The organism is uncultured Nonlabens sp. (genome assembly GCF_947495285.1).
Lineage (GTDB): Bacteria > Bacteroidota > Bacteroidia > Flavobacteriales > Flavobacteriaceae > Nonlabens.
In genome coordinates this window covers 1-17305 of record NZ_CANLXZ010000007.1, presented here as the reverse complement: position 1 = coordinate 17305, position 17305 = coordinate 1, and the positions used below count along the sequence as shown (strand labels likewise).

The 17305-nt window shown below is 34.7% G+C and carries 16 protein-coding genes; 7 read left to right on the top strand and 9 right to left on the bottom strand.

Annotated features, from left to right (window positions below; all coding sequences use genetic code 11):
* The first annotated feature begins 16 nt into the window (after positions 1-16).
* Entirely contained in the window at positions 17-2419 is a 2403-nt protein-coding gene (locus Q0838_RS04080) for a glycoside hydrolase family 31 protein (protein ID WP_298951676.1), read from the top strand.
* A gap of 97 nt (positions 2420-2516) precedes the next feature.
* Positions 2517-2693: a hypothetical protein gene (locus Q0838_RS04075; protein WP_298951673.1), complete on the top strand. Its 177-nt coding sequence runs from the start codon at positions 2517-2519 to the stop codon at positions 2691-2693.
* 47 nt (positions 2694-2740) lie between these two features.
* Here the strand turns inward: Q0838_RS04075 and Q0838_RS04070 are convergent, their stop codons facing one another.
* The gene (locus tag Q0838_RS04070; protein ID WP_298951670.1) at positions 2741-3673 is read right to left on the bottom strand and encodes a LysR family transcriptional regulator; all 933 of its coding nucleotides are present in this window, start codon (positions 3671-3673) and stop codon (positions 2741-2743) included.
* Positions 3674-3762: 89 nt separating this feature from the next.
* Here Q0838_RS04070 and Q0838_RS04065 point away from each other — a divergent pair, with 89 nt between their 5' ends.
* The 3 genes from Q0838_RS04065 to Q0838_RS04055 are packed head-to-tail and all read left to right on the top strand — an operon-like array spanning position 3763 to position 5314.
* On the top strand, positions 3763-4041 hold the full coding sequence (locus Q0838_RS04065) for a hypothetical protein (RefSeq protein WP_298951667.1): 279 nt from the start codon (positions 3763-3765) through the stop codon (positions 4039-4041).
* A 1-nt stretch (position 4042) separates the two neighbouring features.
* A complete protein-coding gene (locus Q0838_RS04060) occupies positions 4043-4336 on the top strand; it encodes a hypothetical protein (protein WP_298951664.1) in 294 nt (97 codons plus the stop codon).
* 18 nt (positions 4337-4354) lie between these two features.
* Positions 4355-5314: a sodium-dependent bicarbonate transport family permease gene (locus tag Q0838_RS04055; RefSeq protein ID WP_298951661.1), complete on the top strand. Its 960-nt coding sequence runs from the start codon at positions 4355-4357 to the stop codon at positions 5312-5314.
* A gap of 313 nt (positions 5315-5627) precedes the next feature.
* Here the strand turns inward: Q0838_RS04055 and Q0838_RS04050 are convergent, their stop codons facing one another.
* The 4 genes from Q0838_RS04050 to Q0838_RS04035 are packed head-to-tail and all read right to left on the bottom strand — an operon-like array spanning position 5628 to position 10985.
* Positions 5628-6089: a hypothetical protein gene (locus Q0838_RS04050; RefSeq protein ID WP_298951658.1), complete on the bottom strand. Its 462-nt coding sequence runs from the start codon at positions 6087-6089 to the stop codon at positions 5628-5630.
* Positions 6090-6094: 5 nt separating this feature from the next.
* A complete protein-coding gene (locus Q0838_RS04045; protein ID WP_298951655.1) occupies positions 6095-6514 on the bottom strand; it encodes a hypothetical protein in 420 nt (139 codons plus the stop codon).
* Positions 6514-9642: a glycosyl hydrolase gene (locus Q0838_RS04040; RefSeq protein WP_298951652.1), complete on the bottom strand. Its 3129-nt coding sequence runs from the start codon at positions 9640-9642 to the stop codon at positions 6514-6516. Before Q0838_RS04040 ends, Q0838_RS04045 begins: the two co-directional genes overlap by 1 nt.
* Before the next feature lie 56 nt (positions 9643-9698).
* The gene (locus tag Q0838_RS04035) at positions 9699-10985 is read right to left on the bottom strand and encodes an APC family permease (RefSeq protein WP_298951650.1); all 1287 of its coding nucleotides are present in this window, start codon (positions 10983-10985) and stop codon (positions 9699-9701) included.
* A 235-nt stretch (positions 10986-11220) separates the two neighbouring features.
* Here Q0838_RS04035 and Q0838_RS04030 point away from each other — a divergent pair, with 235 nt between their 5' ends.
* Positions 11221-11760, top strand: coding sequence for a carboxymuconolactone decarboxylase family protein (locus Q0838_RS04030; protein ID WP_298951647.1), 540 nt, complete (start codon positions 11221-11223; stop codon positions 11758-11760).
* Positions 11761-11944: 184 nt separating this feature from the next.
* On the opposite strand, the gene Q0838_RS04025 is transcribed toward Q0838_RS04030, so the two are convergent.
* Both Q0838_RS04025 and Q0838_RS04020 read right to left on the bottom strand, forming a co-directional pair.
* Entirely contained in the window at positions 11945-12775 is an 831-nt protein-coding gene (locus Q0838_RS04025) for an AraC family transcriptional regulator (protein WP_298951644.1), read from the bottom strand.
* A 34-nt stretch (positions 12776-12809) separates the two neighbouring features.
* Positions 12810-13112 (bottom strand): rhodanese-like domain-containing protein, encoded by a 303-nt coding sequence (locus tag Q0838_RS04020; protein WP_298951641.1) that lies wholly within the window; start codon positions 13110-13112, stop codon positions 12810-12812.
* 126 nt (positions 13113-13238) lie between these two features.
* On the opposite strand from Q0838_RS04020, the gene Q0838_RS04015 reads away from it, so the two are divergent.
* Positions 13239-13895, top strand: coding sequence for a histidine kinase (locus tag Q0838_RS04015; protein ID WP_298951638.1), 657 nt, complete (start codon positions 13239-13241; stop codon positions 13893-13895).
* Here Q0838_RS04015 and Q0838_RS04010 read toward each other — a convergent pair.
* Positions 13892-15544 carry an aromatic amino acid hydroxylase gene (locus tag Q0838_RS04010; protein WP_298951635.1) on the bottom strand — a complete coding sequence of 551 codons (1653 nt, stop codon included), beginning with the start codon at positions 15542-15544 and terminating at the stop codon, positions 13892-13894. The genes Q0838_RS04015 and Q0838_RS04010 overlap by 4 nt on opposite strands.
* Before the next feature lie 83 nt (positions 15545-15627).
* Positions 15628-17241, bottom strand: a complete 1614-nt coding sequence (locus tag Q0838_RS04005; RefSeq protein ID WP_298951633.1) for a hypothetical protein — start codon at positions 17239-17241, stop codon at positions 15628-15630.
* Positions 17242-17305 lie beyond the last annotated feature (64 nt).

Here is a 17305-nt window from a genome sequence, read left to right as displayed (position 1 = left end):
TGAATATTATAACCTTATGATTACAAATACAGAATTGCACAGTAAAGGAAATGTTTTTCCAGGTCAGTTGACTTCTTTTGAACACGTGGTAGATACACTCACTTTTCATGCAAATAATGGTGTAATCTTGCGTGTACAGATCTTTCGCGACAGCGTTATTAGATTTAAATATGGTACAGGCGGTAAGCTAGAAGAAGATTTTTCTTATGCTATTGATGAAGATAGTAACCGTGGTTACAATAAACTAGAGGTAGTAGAAAAAGAAAGTCATTATGAAATAACGACTTCTAAAATTATATGTCATATCGCAAAATCAGATCTAAGATCTCGCATATTTGACTTACAGGGTAAAATTGTTTGTGAAGATGAATTAGGTTTTCATTTTGAGGAAAGTTATGAGTATGGAGGTGAGGTAGTTAAAATGTCTAAAAAAGCACAACCTGGTGAGAGTTATTACGGTCTAGGAGATAAACCAGCAGATAATAATATGCGCTCTAAGAGATTTGAAATGTGGGGCACAGACCAGTATGCATTTGGTAAAACTACAGATCCTTTATATAAAAACGTTCCCTTTTATGTGGGCTTGCAAAATAAGATAGCCTATGGTATTTTCTTTGATAACACATTTAGATCCTTTTTTGATTTTGCGCAAGAACGTCATCATGTAACTAGTTTTTGGGCACAAGGTGGTGTTATGGATTATTATTTTATCTATGGACCAGATGTCAATAATGTAGTGAGTGGTTATACAGAGCTTACTGGTAAACCTGAGTTACCACCCTTATGGGCGTTAGGTTTTCACCAGTGTAAATGGAGTTACTATCCAGAAAGTAATGTAAGAGAAATAACCTCTAAATTCAGAGAGTTACAAATACCTTGTGATGCCATTTATCTAGATATAGATTATATGGATGGTTTTAGGTGTTTTACTTGGGATAATGAAAAGTTTCCTGACCCAACTAAAATGATAAGTGACCTGAGAGAAGATGGTTTTAAAACCATAGCGATCATTGATCCAGGTATAAAAATAGATCCCGAGTACAGTGTCTTTAAAGAAGCAATGGAAAATGATTATTTCTGTAAACGAGCAGATGGCCCTTATATGAAGGGTAAAGTATGGCCAGGACAGTGTTACTTCCCAGATTATACAGATCCTAAAGTAAGAACATGGTGGGCCGATCTTTTTAAAGGCCTCATTGCAGATAATGGTCTGGCAGGTATATGGAACGATATGAATGAGCCAGCTGTTATGGAAGTGCCTAATAAAACATTTCCAGATGACGTACGTCACGATTTTGATGGGCATCCATGCTCACATAGAAAAGCACACAACATCTATGGAGCGCAAATGGCACGTGCCACTTATGAAGGTGTAAAGAAATTTATTTACCCTAAACGCCCATTTGTCATTACACGATCTGCTTATTCTGGTACACAACGTTATACATCTAGCTGGTTCGGTGATAATGTAGCTACATGGGAACATTTAAGTATTGCAAATATTCAGGCACAACGCATGGCGCTCTCAGGAATGTCATTTGCAGGCTCTGATATAGGAGGGTTTGCAGAGCAGCCTACAGGAGAGCTTTTTGCAAGATGGATTGCTCTGGGTGTTTTTCATCCATTCTGTCGTGTCCATTCTAGCGGCGATCATGGAGATCAAGAACCATGGACATTTGACGAGAACGTGACGAACATCACTAGAAAATTTGTTGAATTAAGATATAAACTTTTACCCTACTTATACACCACTTTCTGGCAATATGCAGAAGAAGGTACACCTATGTTAAAATCTCTTGTAGTTTATGATCAAGAAGATGCGCAAACCCATTATAGAAATGATGAGTTCATGTTCGGTGATAAAATACTGGTATGTCCTGTGCTAGAACCTAATGCCAAAGGACGTAGAATGTACATACCTAGAGGTGAGTGGTATAATTTCTGGACTAGAGCAACCACATCTGGCGGTAAAGAAACCTGGGTAGATGCAGACATAGATCAAATCCCTCTTTTTGTAAAAGCTGGAGCAGTGATACCACGTTATCCTGTAATGCAGTATGTAGGTGAAAAGGAAATAGAATTCTTAACTCTAGACGTATATTATACTATGGGTAAAGAAAAATCTGTGGTCTATGAAGACGCCGCAGATGGATATGATTATAAGAAAGGACGTTATAGTCTTAGAAATCTATCCTTCAATGGTTATGAGAAAGAAATGGTCATCTCTCAGTTTAAAGATGGTAAATTTACTACTACCTATAAAACATTGCGTTTTAACTTTATAGGTCTTCCCTTTGAGATAGATTATGTGGAGGTAGATAATGTAAAAATATCTTTTCAAGAATTACAGTACGATGTAAAAACTCAAACTATGTACATCGATAAGAACTTTGTAGAGCTACATGTAGTGGGTAAATAACCTCTTTTACTACTTATGTTTGAGGAGATGGTAAGTGTTTCGCTTTCGCGAAAGCGGAATAACAAATTACAAGTAAAATTTCTTGCATTCTCCTCATATGATAACCACGTTATTTAACGAGCGTTCTACTCAAGGGATGCTCGTAAATAAATTCTTAATTTTTGATAGATACAAATTAGTGGGAATTGCAAGTTCTGTATCATTTAAAATAGCAGATCGCTATTTATGGTGCAAAGATTTCTGGATGCGCTTAAAAACAACTCCTGTTTTTTAATTTAAACAAAATAAAATCAAATAGTTGCAAGGTCCTTGAGAAGGTTTTTATGAAGAAGCCATGTTATTTACCCAATCAAAATATTGAGCAGTTATTTGATCCTTATTTTCAATAATATAATTTTTAAATGCGAGAGCTGCTGGTGATAGTTTTTTCTTTTTGAGCCATATAAGATTCCATTGAGTTTTTATAGGTAAACCGTTATAAGGAATAACATTTATGTCTCCCTTTTCTACGGCATTCCTTATTCCTATCATGGGCATAATTGAAAATCCTAATCCTGCAATGACAGCTTGTTTTAATGCCTCGTTAGATGTTAATTCTATTTTTTTGCGAGTCATTAAGTTTTTACCCTGTATAAAATTTTCCATTGCATTTCTAGTCGCAGATCCTTGTTCTCTATACAATAAAGGCTCCTCAAAAAAAATGCTTTCTTTTTTTCCTTTTTTATTTTTTACTCTTTCAGAGCCTCCTACTAGGTACAACTCATTTTTCATGAGCGGTAGCTTTTCCAGATCTAAATGAGCAGGTAATACAGATACTAATGCAAAATCTACGCTATTATTTTCTAAATCCTGAACAACTTTCTTCTTATTAGTTACATCCATAGAGAAATCTACACCACTATGCTCGTTCAAAAATCCTGATAAAAAGTATGGCATCACATATTTACCAGTAGAGACTATAGATAAACTTAGTTTTCCAGCTAGTTTACCTTGATATTGGCTTGTCTTAAAATCAATAACCTGAAGTTCTTTGACGATTCGTTTTGCTATTTCAGCAATTTCATTACCAAAGTCGGTCACATATAACTGCCGTCCTATTACTTCTGTTAAAGGAATGGGGAATTGGTCTTGCAGTTTTTTAAGCTGAATAGAGACCGCTGGTTGTGTAAGAAACAAGGCTTCTGATGCCTTTGTGATGCTACGTTTCTCCACTATTTGAAGAAATATTTGAAGTTGGTGCAGAGTATAATGCATAAATATTAATTATGTATTTCATTACAAATATAAATAAAAACTAATGGATTAGGTAATGCATATTTGCACGGTAAATGAACTAAAAATCTATGTTACATCAATTTAACAGAAGGGATTCTATAAACTATCAAAAGCAACTGCGATATGTATGGACGTTTATGGAAGATGTCAATTTAAAAGCCATAGGTACTGTTTTACGGTATAGTATGATTGCATTAATAGGAGCAATGTACTTAGTTATCTCAGTGATGTGTTTCATTCAAAATCATCCTATGTCTCGTTTTCTTATCATGCCCATGTTCATCCTCATTTTAATAATGAGTATAATGATAGTATCTAAAATTAAAATTAATAATAAATCAAATTAAGATGAATACAAGTAAAGAAGTACTCAACAAAGTTCAACTTATTGATGGCCAGTTTACCCCATCAGAAGCTGCAGATGTGGTAAGTAGTTTAATAGAAGGAAAAATAAATTTCCATAAACTGCGTAGACTTTCTCTCTCAGAAGGTAATATGCATAGCGATACAGGTTATGACGACAGCCGTGTGAAAGAGTTAACTATAGAAAGAAAAGAATTTAAAGCAGTATGTAGAGAAGCGTTAACGATGGGTAAAAACATTAAGATAAATGGCATTCTAGAAATTGAAATTATAGATTAATTTACACTACCATTATTTATGGATTTACATCTTTTAACAGATAACTTATCTAACCCAGCATTACTGTTTTTTATCTTAGGATTATTTGCTTCACAGGTTAAGAGTGATTTAGAAATACCTAAGAATTCTTCAAAATTTATATCTCTCTATTTATTATTTGCCATCGGCTTTAAAGGAGGTCAGGAGCTTTCACATAGTGATTTTACTGCAGATATTTATTGGGCTGTATTTATAGGAATAGCCCTTGCTATATTGGTCCCACTTTATACCTTCTTTATTTTGAGATTAAAGTTTTCATTAGAAAATGCAGGAGCAATCGCAGCGGCATATGGGTCTGTAAGTGCGGTGACTTTTGTGACAGCGGTAAGTTTTTTAGAAATGGAGAATATTCCATTCGGTGGTCATATGGTCGCAGTTATGGCATTGATGGAAGCACCTTCTATTATTGTAGGAGTTTTATTAATGAGTTTATGTTCTAAAGGAAGAGATCGTTCTACTAGTAAAATACTAGGCCTCGTTAAACATGCTATTACAAATGGAAGTGTGGTACTTATTCTAGGAAGTCTTGTGATAGGTTACATAGCTAGTGATGCACAGGCTGCTGGAATAAAACCATTTACTACAGACATTTTTAAAGGTTTTCTAGCCGTTTTCTTATTAGACATGGGGATAACTAGTGGTAAGAAAATAGGTGTTTTGATTAAGAAAGGCTGGTTTGCATTAGTGTTTGCCATTATTGTACCTCTTATTAACGGTTGTCTAGTAGCTATCTTATCAGGTTATGCTTTAACTGAAACAGGTGATAGATTATTACTAGCGATACTCGCGGCAAGTGCTTCTTACATAGCTGTTCCTGCTGCTATGAGAATTGCTGCTCCACAGGCTAATCCTAGTTTGTATTTACCTATGGCTCTCGCTATAACATTTCCTATAAATATTACTATAGGTTTACCGTTATATTTATACTTAATACAATAGTTTAAAAACATGTAAAGAACTTCTATGCTATAGGTCTATTCCTTAAGCGAGAAGTTCTTTTTTAGGATTTCAGTTACTTAATATATTTCTTTAAATTATTTAAACTCATTACTTGTTGTGTAACAAAGGTTACCTAGCTAGATAATACTTCTTTTTAAATTTGATTTAAAAGAAATGTTCAAAAAATTCCATTTTATACAGCTCGCTATTTTTTAAATGTCCACAATGTCGTAAAGGCGAGTTTCTAGATGGCAGTCCTTTTGATTTTTCTAGTATGAACCATGTAAAAGAGCTATGGTAAAAGATTTACTTATTAGAGTCCAAGAAGTGAATAGTCAAAGTCACTCACTGGCTTTTTTACTTTTTTTAATACCCAGAGACCTTCGGCAGGTGGTATTTCTAGATCTATATTTCTGTCCATTTCATTTTGCATAAACCATATACCATTCATGGCTTTCTTCTTATAATCAAAAGAGCCATTATAAACGATTTCAAAATCATGTTCTATCTCTTCAGTACTGAAACCATCTTCTAGAATAACATCATTACTAGTGTAAGATACGGTTAGAGAAATTAGATTTTGTTCCCAAAACCCAGTAAAATTAACCGTTCTACCAGTTGAGAATGGTCCTTTTTCTTCTGTATGATGTCCAGTTATAATACCGTCTTTAAATTCCATCTCGGTAAATAGCCTAACTCTCTCACCAAAGAAAGGAAGGTCAAAACCTAATCCGTAGATAAAATAACCTTCCCAATAACCGCTTAGTTCCTCCATATTATTTACTGCTTTTCTAATAACCAGATTCCTTCAACTTGATCCATTTCATTTGGGTAATCTAGATCTAAATAGTTTTGTTCGATGGTCCATAATCCATACATCGTTTTTTTATCTCTATCAAGGTAGCCTGTATGATTTACAAATTGTTCACCTTTTGATGACTCCACTTTATTATTTTCGTTAATTATGGATTTTACAGGGTAAGTCTTTACGAAAGAAATCAAATCATCTTCGATATAACCTTTTATAATTGCATCTGAATCTACTGAGAATTCAGATTTTTCTTCACTGGCAGTTCCTATAATATTCTCGTCATCAAAAGTGATTTCAATTTGGTATTTAACACGTTGACCAAAATAGGGTAATTCATACCCTATACCGTATTCATAATAACCTATCCAAATTCCTTTTAAACTCTCCATTATTTCTTCTCTTTCTCAATCACGAGGTACTCTAAATTCAGGGCATTAAATTGCTCGTTGAATTTTTTAATATCAGATTGTAAAACTTGGTCAAAAATAGCGAGTTGCTTTTCTATTTCAGCAGTTAATTCATCTTTAACTTCTATACTTTGTGAAGTAGGAGCAAAGTCACCTATTTGTGCCAGACTATTTAAGTGAGCTAGTTTATTAGTTAATCTAATAGGGAAATTTAAAGGATCCTGACCACTGCGGTTTTTAGTTTGATAAAGTGCTTTTTCTACCTTGCTAAATTTCTTTTTCATGTCCTTAGACATCGCAATCATATCTTTAACACCTTGTTCTTCTCTATCTCCATATAACATTTCAAAAGCACTTAGTTTTTTATTAAATGCACGTATGTTTTTAATTGATTTATGAGCTTTGTCTACCGTAGCGTTTACTTCATTTACATAATTAAATTGTGCCAGCATGTCTGCATCGCTAGCCTCGCTATTAGGAGCAGCTATAATGGTAATAGGTTGTGATTGCTTTTTACCATTTATGGATAATTCTACTTTGTATGATCCAGGTACGGCCTTAGGTCCAGACATATTTGCCCACCATAGAATCATACCTGGTAATTTTTCTGCACCGTCATAAACCGTATTCCAATTAAAAGAGTTGGCACCTTTTTTTACTTTTAATTTGTTCTTTTTATCATAGGTAGCATAGGTTTTTATCAACTTGTTTTTTGAGTCATAAAAAGAAAGTGATACACTATCTTTTTCTTTCAACTCATGTAAGTAATAATGAACCTGTACTCCTGCAGGATGATTTGCTCCTGCGGTAAGGGAACCTGCACGACCATTTCCTGCCATACGGTAAGAGGTTTTAGGTTTAAAAAGTTTGTTTTCGTCTTGCTTTCGCGCAAGCGAACTAGAAAAAGCTTCTCTCACCAGTCCTAAATCATCGTGTATCCATAAACTTCTACCTTGTGTCGCTATGATAAGGTTGTTGTTTTTTACTGCAAGATCGGTAATTGGTACGATAGGTAAATTTATCTGGAATGATTTCCATGACTTTCCATAGTCGGTAGAAATGTATAAACCAGTTTCTGTTCCTGCATACAGCATTCCTTGTACTTGATCATCTTCTCTTACTACTCTAGAAAAATGCTCTGATGGGATGCCATCTGTTATTTTTTTCCATGATTTACCATAATCTGTAGTTCTATATAAGTAAGGTGTGAAATCGCCTAATTTATAACGTGTAGCAGCGACATAGCAAGTTGCCGCGTCATAACGGCTAGGTTCTATGCTGTTAATTTGTGTCCATTCTGGTAATCCCCTAGGTGTAATGTTGCTCCAGTTTTTACCGCCATCTTTAGAGAGATGCAGGAGTCCATCGTCACTACCTATCCACAGCTCGCCGGCATTTAAAGGAGATTCTGCTGCGGCAAAAATGGTACAGTAATACTCTACACTCGTGTTATCTTGAGTAATCGGTCCACCGCTAGAAACTAGTTTTGTTGGGTCATTTCTAGTTAAATCAGGTGAGATGGTTTCCCAGCTCTGTCCTTCATTAGTAGTTACATGAACATTATTAGAAAATGCATAGAGTTTATTAGGCTCGTGTTGAGAGAATAGAATAGGGAAATTCCACTGAAAGCGGTATTTCATTCCTTCGGCACCATGTCCCATAGGGTTATCTGGCCATACATTAATCGCTCGTTGTGATTTAGTCTTGTGATTATAACGAGTTAAATAACCACCATAACTACCACCATAAACGATGTCGTTATCTTTAGGATCTACAGCAATATGTGCACTCTCGCCACCTGCGGTTCCTTCCCAATCGGTATCTGTAATACTACGTCCAGTAGTGCGATGAGGTATTCTTATCGTCCCATTATCTTGTTGTGCTACATAGATTCTATAAGGAAAAGAATTATCTGTAGTCACACGATAGTATTGTGCTGTAGGCTGGTTGTGATAGGTACTCCATGTCTCGCCACCATCATAAGTGATTTGTGCGCCACCGTCATCTCCCATAATCATACGATCAGAATCTTCTGGTGCGATCCATAAATCGTGATGATCACCATGTGGTGCTCTCGCGCTAGAAAAGTTTTTACCACCATCGGTACTTTTATGATAGTTGACATTAACTACATAAACTTTATCGACACTTTTTGTGTCTGCATATATACGTGTATAATACCAGGCACGCTGTCTTAAACTGCGATCACTATTGGTCTTTTTCCATGTTAAACCTGCATCATCACTGCGGTACAATCCGCCTTGATCTTTATTTTCTACGATGGCATATAATCTGTCAGAATCTACAGGTGAGACGGTAATTCCCATAATTCCTAGAGTTCCTATAGCAAAGCCTTCATTTTTTGAGATTTCTTTCCACGTTTCTCCATAATCAGTACTTTTCCATAAAGCGCTGCCATCGCCACCACTAGATAGACTGTATGGTGTACGTTGTAATCTCCAGGTGCTTGCATACAATACACGTGAATTACTAGGGTCTATGATTAAATCTACCGCACCGGCTAGATCATTAGTAAATAGTTTTTTACTCCATGTTTTTCCACCATCAGTACTTTTATAAACGCCACGGTCTGCGGTAGGCTTATAAATATTTCCTAACACTGCTGCATAAACGGTATTATGATCGTTAGGATCTATAACTATTCTAGGTACGTGACGACTTTTAGGTAATCCAGCCTCGGTCCATGTTTTACCAGCATCTTCTGTTTTCCATATTCCATAGCCGCTAGAGACATTACCACGCACCGTTTTCTCGCCACCACCTACATAAATTACGTTATGATCGCTAGGCGCAACAGTTACGGCACCTATAGAGCCGCCCAAAAAGCCATCAGAAATATTAGTCCACGTTCTTCCACCATCTACGGTTTTCCAGACACCACCACCTGTACTACCGAAATAGAATAAGTTAGGTTTTCCAGGAACTCCGGTTACTGCAGCACTACGTCCACCACGGAAAGGTCCCAAGAGTCTAAATTCCTGCGATTCATAGAACTTCTGTTCTTCTGGTGGTTCTGGTAATTGTTGTGATTCCGCTTTCGCGAAAACGAGAACAACAAATGCAAATAGGATATAGTACAACTTATTCATGGTAGGAAAATTTACCTTAAATATAAGCTGAGAATTGATAACTACAAGTTAGTAGTTTAAGAAGTTGGTTTTTCTGTTCTTTTGTACCAATATTCCATTATAAAACAAGCTGCTATTATAGAAGCGATAATGATAACACCAGATAAACTGCTTTGTGATTGTTGAATAATAAGCATGACCAATGCTACCACGCATAAAATGGTACCTAACAGCGTGATTATCTTATTTGCATTTAGTTTTTTATGCTGTTTAAAAGCAATATAATTTACTACAGCAAATAATAATAAGAAACCAGCACTACCAGAGGTTGATATGCTTTCTAGTGGTGCAAGATTAGCAAGAAGTAAAGTAGCCACTGCGATAATTAAAAGCCCAATAGGGTGATTCCAGAATTTAAAGGTGAGTTCATGTGGCAACTCATCATCTTCTGCTACTTTATAACTTACACGAGCACCGCCGTAAAGTGTTGCGTTTATAGCTGAAAACGTAGAAATCAAGGCTGCAATAGTCATGATGGTAAATCCAGCCTGTCCCAAAGTAGGTTTTGCTACCTCGGATAACACATAATCCTTAGCTTCTTTAATTTGATCAAAGGGCAAGGATCCTACGGTAATAATTGCGATGGTTATATATAGAGCTACTACAAAAAGTACCGAAATCATATAAGCTCTAGGAATGTTCTTTTCTGGATCTTTTAAGTCCGATACGGCATTTGCAATGAGTTCAAAACCTTCATAGGCAACAAAAATGACCATACCACCAGTGATGATTTGAAACGTGCCTTCCCAATTAGAAGGGTCTAGTTGTTCTAGATTTGCACTGGAATTCATACCGTACATGCCTACTGCTATAAAACCAAGCAATATGATAAGCTTTATGATTACCGCATAACTTTCTATTGCGCTTACCAGCTTTGCACTAGCATAATTAATTATAGTGGCGATAATCACTACAGCACTTATAGATATATGGGTGTCTATACTGGTGTCACCTGTGATGGTAATTAGATTGGGCGCATAAGAACCAAATGCACTAGCGTAAAGCGCCAACATGATGATGTAACTTATCCAGAGCAGGTTGTTAAGTCCGCCGCTTATAACTCCTTTACCAAAACCTTCGTTAATAAAACGTACTGTACCACCGGTGTCTGGATAGGCTAGAGATAATTTAGAATAACTATAGGCTGTGAATATGGCTATGATACCTGCGATAAGAAATGCTACAGGCGTGGCACCTTTAGCTAGTGATATAGCTAGACCTAGTACGGCAAAGATTCCACCGCCTACCATACCACCTATACCTATAGCTATGGCGCCTTTAAGATCTATTTGTTTATCGCTCATAAATATTTTGGTTTGTGATTATAAAAATAAGTAAAGTACTGCTTTATAAGAGGTGCTAGTGATATAAATAGTAAAAAAGCATTTCATAAAGTATTAAAACCTGTCGAATTAAAGGTTTAGGGAAGAATAGAACAGTACTCGGGAAATGAACACATTTTTAAAGGCTACTTACTGTCGCATCTTTGTAGTGTCCTAAGGGATAAGAAAATAACAATAATTAAAAGTATATAATATCATGGCAACATTTAATGTACCACAAAGAAGTGAAGTAAACGAAGTGAATCAAGGAATTTTTGATAACCTAGAAAAGCAATTAGGTTTTGTTCCTAATTTATATGCCACTTATGCATTATCTAATAACGCATTAAATAATTACCTTTCTTTATCTGGAGCAAAAACATCTTTAAACAATAAAGAAAAAGAAGTAGTAAACCTAGCAGTAAGTGAAGTAAACGGATGTGATTACTGTCTTGCAGCGCATACTGCAATTGCACAAATGAATGGTTTTACTCAAGAACAAACACTAGAATTAAGAGCTGGTAAAGCATCTTTTCAGACTAGTTACAATGCTCTTGCAGGTCTAGCAAAAAATATAACAGAGAATAGAGGTAGAGCAGATAAAGCTGTGGTAGATTCTTTTCTAGCGGCAGGTTATACTCAAGAAAACTTAGTAGATACGATAGTTTTAGTAGGTGATAAAACCATCTCAAACTATTTACACAATACAACTCAAGTGCCAGTTGATTTCCCAGCGGTACAACCTTTAAATGCTTAATAACATTTAGGTAAGAGTTAAATTTTTCATAGTTGGTTAGTTGAAACAGGTCTGTCTCTTAGGAGTACGGGCCTGTTTTTTTATGTCTAAGATGAAAATAAACCAAAAAAGAAGTGAGTTGCCACCTAGTTTTTAGGATAGCAACCCACTTTTATAATAAATGAAATATGTTGTCTCTTTTAATTTATTGTTTTCTAAAAGATAGCGGGCTAGAACCTGTTTGTTTTTTAAAGAACTTAGAGAAATGACTAGGCTCATTATAACCTAGTTCATAAGCTATCTCTTCAGCGCTTTTATCTGAGTAAAGTAAAAGTCTTTTAGCCTCGGCAGCGATGCGCTCGTTAATAATCTTAAGAGGTGATTTTACATCATGCTTCTTAAAAAAGTTAGAAAGTGTTTTAGGAGATTTAAAAAGCAAGTCTGCATAGTCTGCAACCTGGTGCTTTTCTTTAAAATGCTGTTCTACTAGTATGTTAAATCGTCTTACTAGATCCACTTGTTTTACCGTTAAATCGGGCTGGTAACTTTCTTGTTTTATCAGTCTGGTAGAGGTAATCAACATTCTTTTTAATAAAGTACGTAGCATCTCGCCCTGTATATGATCTTTAGTATCAAATTCTTCCTGAAATAAAACCAGCATCGCATTAAAACTAGCTTGTTCTTTTACAGTTAAGTCTATGATAGGTGCTGTAGAAGAACCGAAAAATAGCATTCCCATACACGATACCTCAGAATCATTATGCTGTATGCAATAAAACTCACGATTAAATACAAAAGCTATTAAACCATAATTATCCTTTGGGATCTCTACTATGTTCACAGGTGTGCAAAACAATACTTGATTCTTTTTAAGCACGACATTATAACCATCCACAACCAGTTGTTCTTCACCTTCTGTACACCAGACTATTTTATATAACCCTTTTTCTTTAAGAAGCTGTAATGAAGGGCCACATTGAAAACTTGTTACAGTAAACCTTCCTTCGTCTTTGATATTATGGTAATCTAATTTCATAAATTAAAAATAGGAAGAATATATAACTAAAGTATCACGACTTTAAATATTTCCTCATAGAACCTATACCACCGGCGTTTACTACTTTATAACCTTTGGCTTTTAATTTTACAGCAGCGATATTACTGCGTCCTCCCATGGCACAATACACGATTAATGGTTTTTCTTTATCCAGATCAGTCATTTGTTGATCTATTACCTGTACAGGAATATTTTTAGACCCTTCTATATGACTGCCGTTAAATTCAGATGCGGTACGCACATCCAGTAATTGCGCGCCCTCTTTAAGGTATTTCTGTATTGTTTCTTTTTTCTTATTTTTAAATAGACCGAACATAGTTTTTCTTTATTGAGACGTTTGTTTTTAGTTTACTTACCTGCAAAGTAGTAAATTGTTATTATAATTTCGCTTTCGCGAAAGCGGAACCACAACATATCACTTTTTAATACCTACATTAGAACCATGGGAGCAATTATTGGGTACATTTTTATCGGTTTACTAGTAGGACTAGTAGTTATTCAGTTTTTAAAAGCGATGGATAGAAAAGAAGCACAGGCTAGAAGATTAAAAGGAGCAAATGGACTTCATAAATTTGAATTACAGCGCAATGCGATTTTACTAGAATTAGAACAAAAGTCTCCAGAAAAAACAGTCGTTAAAACAAAGGCAGTCTCATTGATTTATAAATTTGCAGCCAGTAAAAATAAATTTACTTTAAAAGATATAGAGCATACCACTCAACAACTTCATAATCTCTATAGCCATAATATAGAAGGTCCATCTGTCTATAAAATTAATTTTCCAGAAAAGGAATTACTCAATTTTGAACCTAGAGAGATCTTGTCTTTATTAATTATTATTAATGAAGGCTTGCACAACGCAGCTATTCATTCTCAAGCCAATTATATATTCAATATCGCATCTATAGAAAACGATTTTTTACATATAATTACCCACGATAACGGACTAGGTTATGATCGCATAGCTGTCGCAAATGGAGATGGTATTCAACAAATCACGACAGCTGTAAATGAATTAAATGGTGACTTAAAACTGACCAGCACACAAGGTAATGGTACTGTGGTAAACGCAGTGATACCATTAAATAATTTTAGTTAACCTATCAATTCTTTAATCTCCTCAATAAGCAACCACTGCTCAGGATAATCATTTTCTACTTGAGCTTTTAATTCCTCAAGTAACGGTTTATTTATTTTATCTTCTTCTCTATAATTGCGCACCTTCTCGTATAAACCTTGAATAGCTATTTCTCTTTTTGAGAAAACTGGCTTTATAGTTTTAGTATTACTTTCATGAAAAACAAGGTCAAAGCTGTAATAGTCTGCAGGGCCAGCATAGGCACTAACTATTTCTTTTCCTACGGCTAGATTAAGCATGCCGTCTTCTGGTGTAAATAGAACCTCGTCCTTATAAGTTACGGTGCAGTCGGTAAACTGAATGAGCATTAATTTACCATTCAAATTGCGCTGTCCAGTGACGTTTAAACCTTCTACTCTAATTCCACTTTCATAGGTAAATTCAATGCGCTCGTTGTCATAAAAATTATAAGCCTGTAAATCACGAGGTCCCATATCTTCTATAGCTAGATTGATTCCCTTAAGTTTCCCCAGCGGACTCAAAAAACCGTTTTTATGTGTACTGCGTCCATGACCTATAAGCTCTTTTTCTCTATAAGCAAGAGCGCTCTCTCCAGTCGTTTCAAAGAAAACCACCTCGTTGTCATCATTAGTAATCATGCGTGTAAAATGGCCGCTTATTTGCAATCCAGTACTTAACTCAATAGTCCCTAGAGATTTAGAATTAATTAATTTCTGTAAACCACGATGTCCACCTTTACGCACTGCCATCGTATTAGCAAATTCTTCTAGTACCTCACTTAGCGTCGCAAAATTAGGTGTTACATAAAGATGAGGTTGCTTGCGTGTGATATCAAAATCTTGATAAGCTGCATCAATAGTATAAAGTCTTTTTTCTACCGCAGGCTCTAGACAGCTTCTACTTTCTCCTAGACTCGATAATAATCCGGCGCCATAAAGCTTAGGATTATCTAGCGTACCTACCAGACCGTATTCTACCGTCCACCAGTGTAAATTTCTAATTAAGGACATTTCACTAGGTTCTACATCTTTATTTTGAAGACGCTCTATATTTGCCTCGGCAGCTGCGATTTCTTTATCCAGCTCTGGGTTTTCTGTCTCACTACGAGTTTCTTTAAGAATGGAAATTTTGCGCACTGCCTCATACATTTCATGATCGTGTGCGCTAGAAATAGCTTTGCTGCCTATCTCGCCAAAACGTCTCAAATATTCTGCATAATCTGGACTTGCAATAATAGGTGCATGTCCAGCAGCCTCATGAATAATATCTGGTGCAGGAGTGTATTCTATATTGTCCAGTTTTCTAATATCAGCAGCAATGACTAATATTTTATAAGCCTGAAACTCCATAAAAGCTGCTGGCGGTATAAAACCATCTACTGCAACAGCAGCCCAGCCTATTTCTTTAAGAATGCGATTCATACCATACATAGACGGTATGTTATCTATAGAAATCCCAGTTTTCTTAAGTCCAGCAGTATAAGATCCATGAGCCACCTGACTCAAGAAATTCACATTCTTCCTCATCACATATCGCCACACTGCCTGATCTTGATAGGTATAAAGATCATAATTTTGAGGCTTTATAAACTGTTTTAAATGCGGTGGTAATCTTTCAAGAAGCGGATTAATTTCTATATTCTCTAACATTTTCCTAGGGTAAAGTTCAAAGCTAGTAAAATTCAAAATATGAACTCTGTATAATCAGAGTAATTTACATCAATATTTATTACTTAAAAGTGAAATGTACAAGACAATGATGCTCTTCGCCCTGGTATAAATTGAGAAAAATTTGATTGACTATTGGAGCTTGAATTTTGACTAGTTAATTTATCAATATTTAAAAGATTTAAAACCCTTAATTTAATATTACTTTTCCAATTATTCAATTCGTACGAAGTAACGATGTTAATAAAAACATTATATTTATCGGAGCCAAAATTATTTGACATTATCTGTATGTTTCCTTGATAAGAATTATAGTTATAATCTAATTCCATATCAAATGAGTTATTAGACTGCGAGTTGGCGTTATTACCTTGTAACTCGAAAACATTGTACTGAAATTGATATCCACTATTTAGAAAAAATCTCTTGCCAAGTCTTTTACTGATTTTTGCATCTAATTGAACACCTGAAAAATTAATTGGTTTTATATCGTTTTCAAAAAGTTGAAAACTACTACCATAAAAAAGATTAGACTGAATAATTGCACTCCATTTTTTTAAAAATAAAAAATCATAACTATTTAAAATATTTAATGTTTGACTGTCCTTATTTGAATTTCGTTTATTTGAAACACTTAAATCGTTACTAATATCGAATGATTCTAATAGGATGTCTTTATTTGAGGTGTACTGTATGTTTGATTCCCAACGATTTATCCCATTACTTTTAGAATATGAATAATTGATAATATGAGAGTCAACAGGTAGATTATAAGCATTTTGGACACTGGCGGTGGTCGTATTGTTAAACAATAAAAATGTGTTTCTTATTCTTTGTGAATTTCTGTTGATGTTATTTTGATAACTTAATTGATGTCTATTTCTGTTAATTTTATAAGTCAGTTCAATAGAAGGGTAAGTTAATCTTGCACTTTTAAACTTGTTATTATTGTTAGAAAGGTTAAAAGAATATCCTGAAAACGATGATTTAAAAATAAAGTTTTTCATTTGTTTATAAGTGATCTGTATCGAGCTTTTACTATCATTTATTTCTTCTATGGTTTTATCTTCTTCTATTAATTGGTCTAAGTCTTCAAGTTTAATTGAGTAGCTGTTCCATTTATAATCTACCATTCCCTGAATGAGTATTGATTCATTATTTATAAAATCCGTTTTAAAATTTGTAAAAACACCAAAACCGTTATTAAACAACACTTGTTCGAAGTCAATAAGGCCACTGGATATTTTATTATCAAGATTTTTACCGCTAAATAAGTCTAGTTTTAAGGTAGTAAGCCGGTTGTTGTTCCCTTTTTTTTCTAAGGTTAAGTTTGAAGAAAACATTTCATTTTTATATGAACGATTAAACCGATTTTCAACTTGATTTATTGTGTTATCGTTATCTTCATTAAGTATCGATTTATTGAAATACAAATTTGAGAAAACAAAATATTTTTTCCATTTTTTCTTATATTCTAAGTAAAAATTATTTCCTTGAAATTGTACATTTTCTAAAAGCCTTTCGGTTCTGGAAATATCATTATTGCCATCAAATATTAACGATCGTTTTTGCGATTCGTTTTCGAAATCCTCCCAAGTATTATAAAATTTAAACAGTAGAAAGTCTTTTTTCTGATTCTTAGGAGAAAGCGGAATATTTAAATTTATAGAGGTAGTCACTTAATTACTTACTAATTCTGATTGATTCATCCTGTCATGTTTCACCATCTTTATCATTAGATTA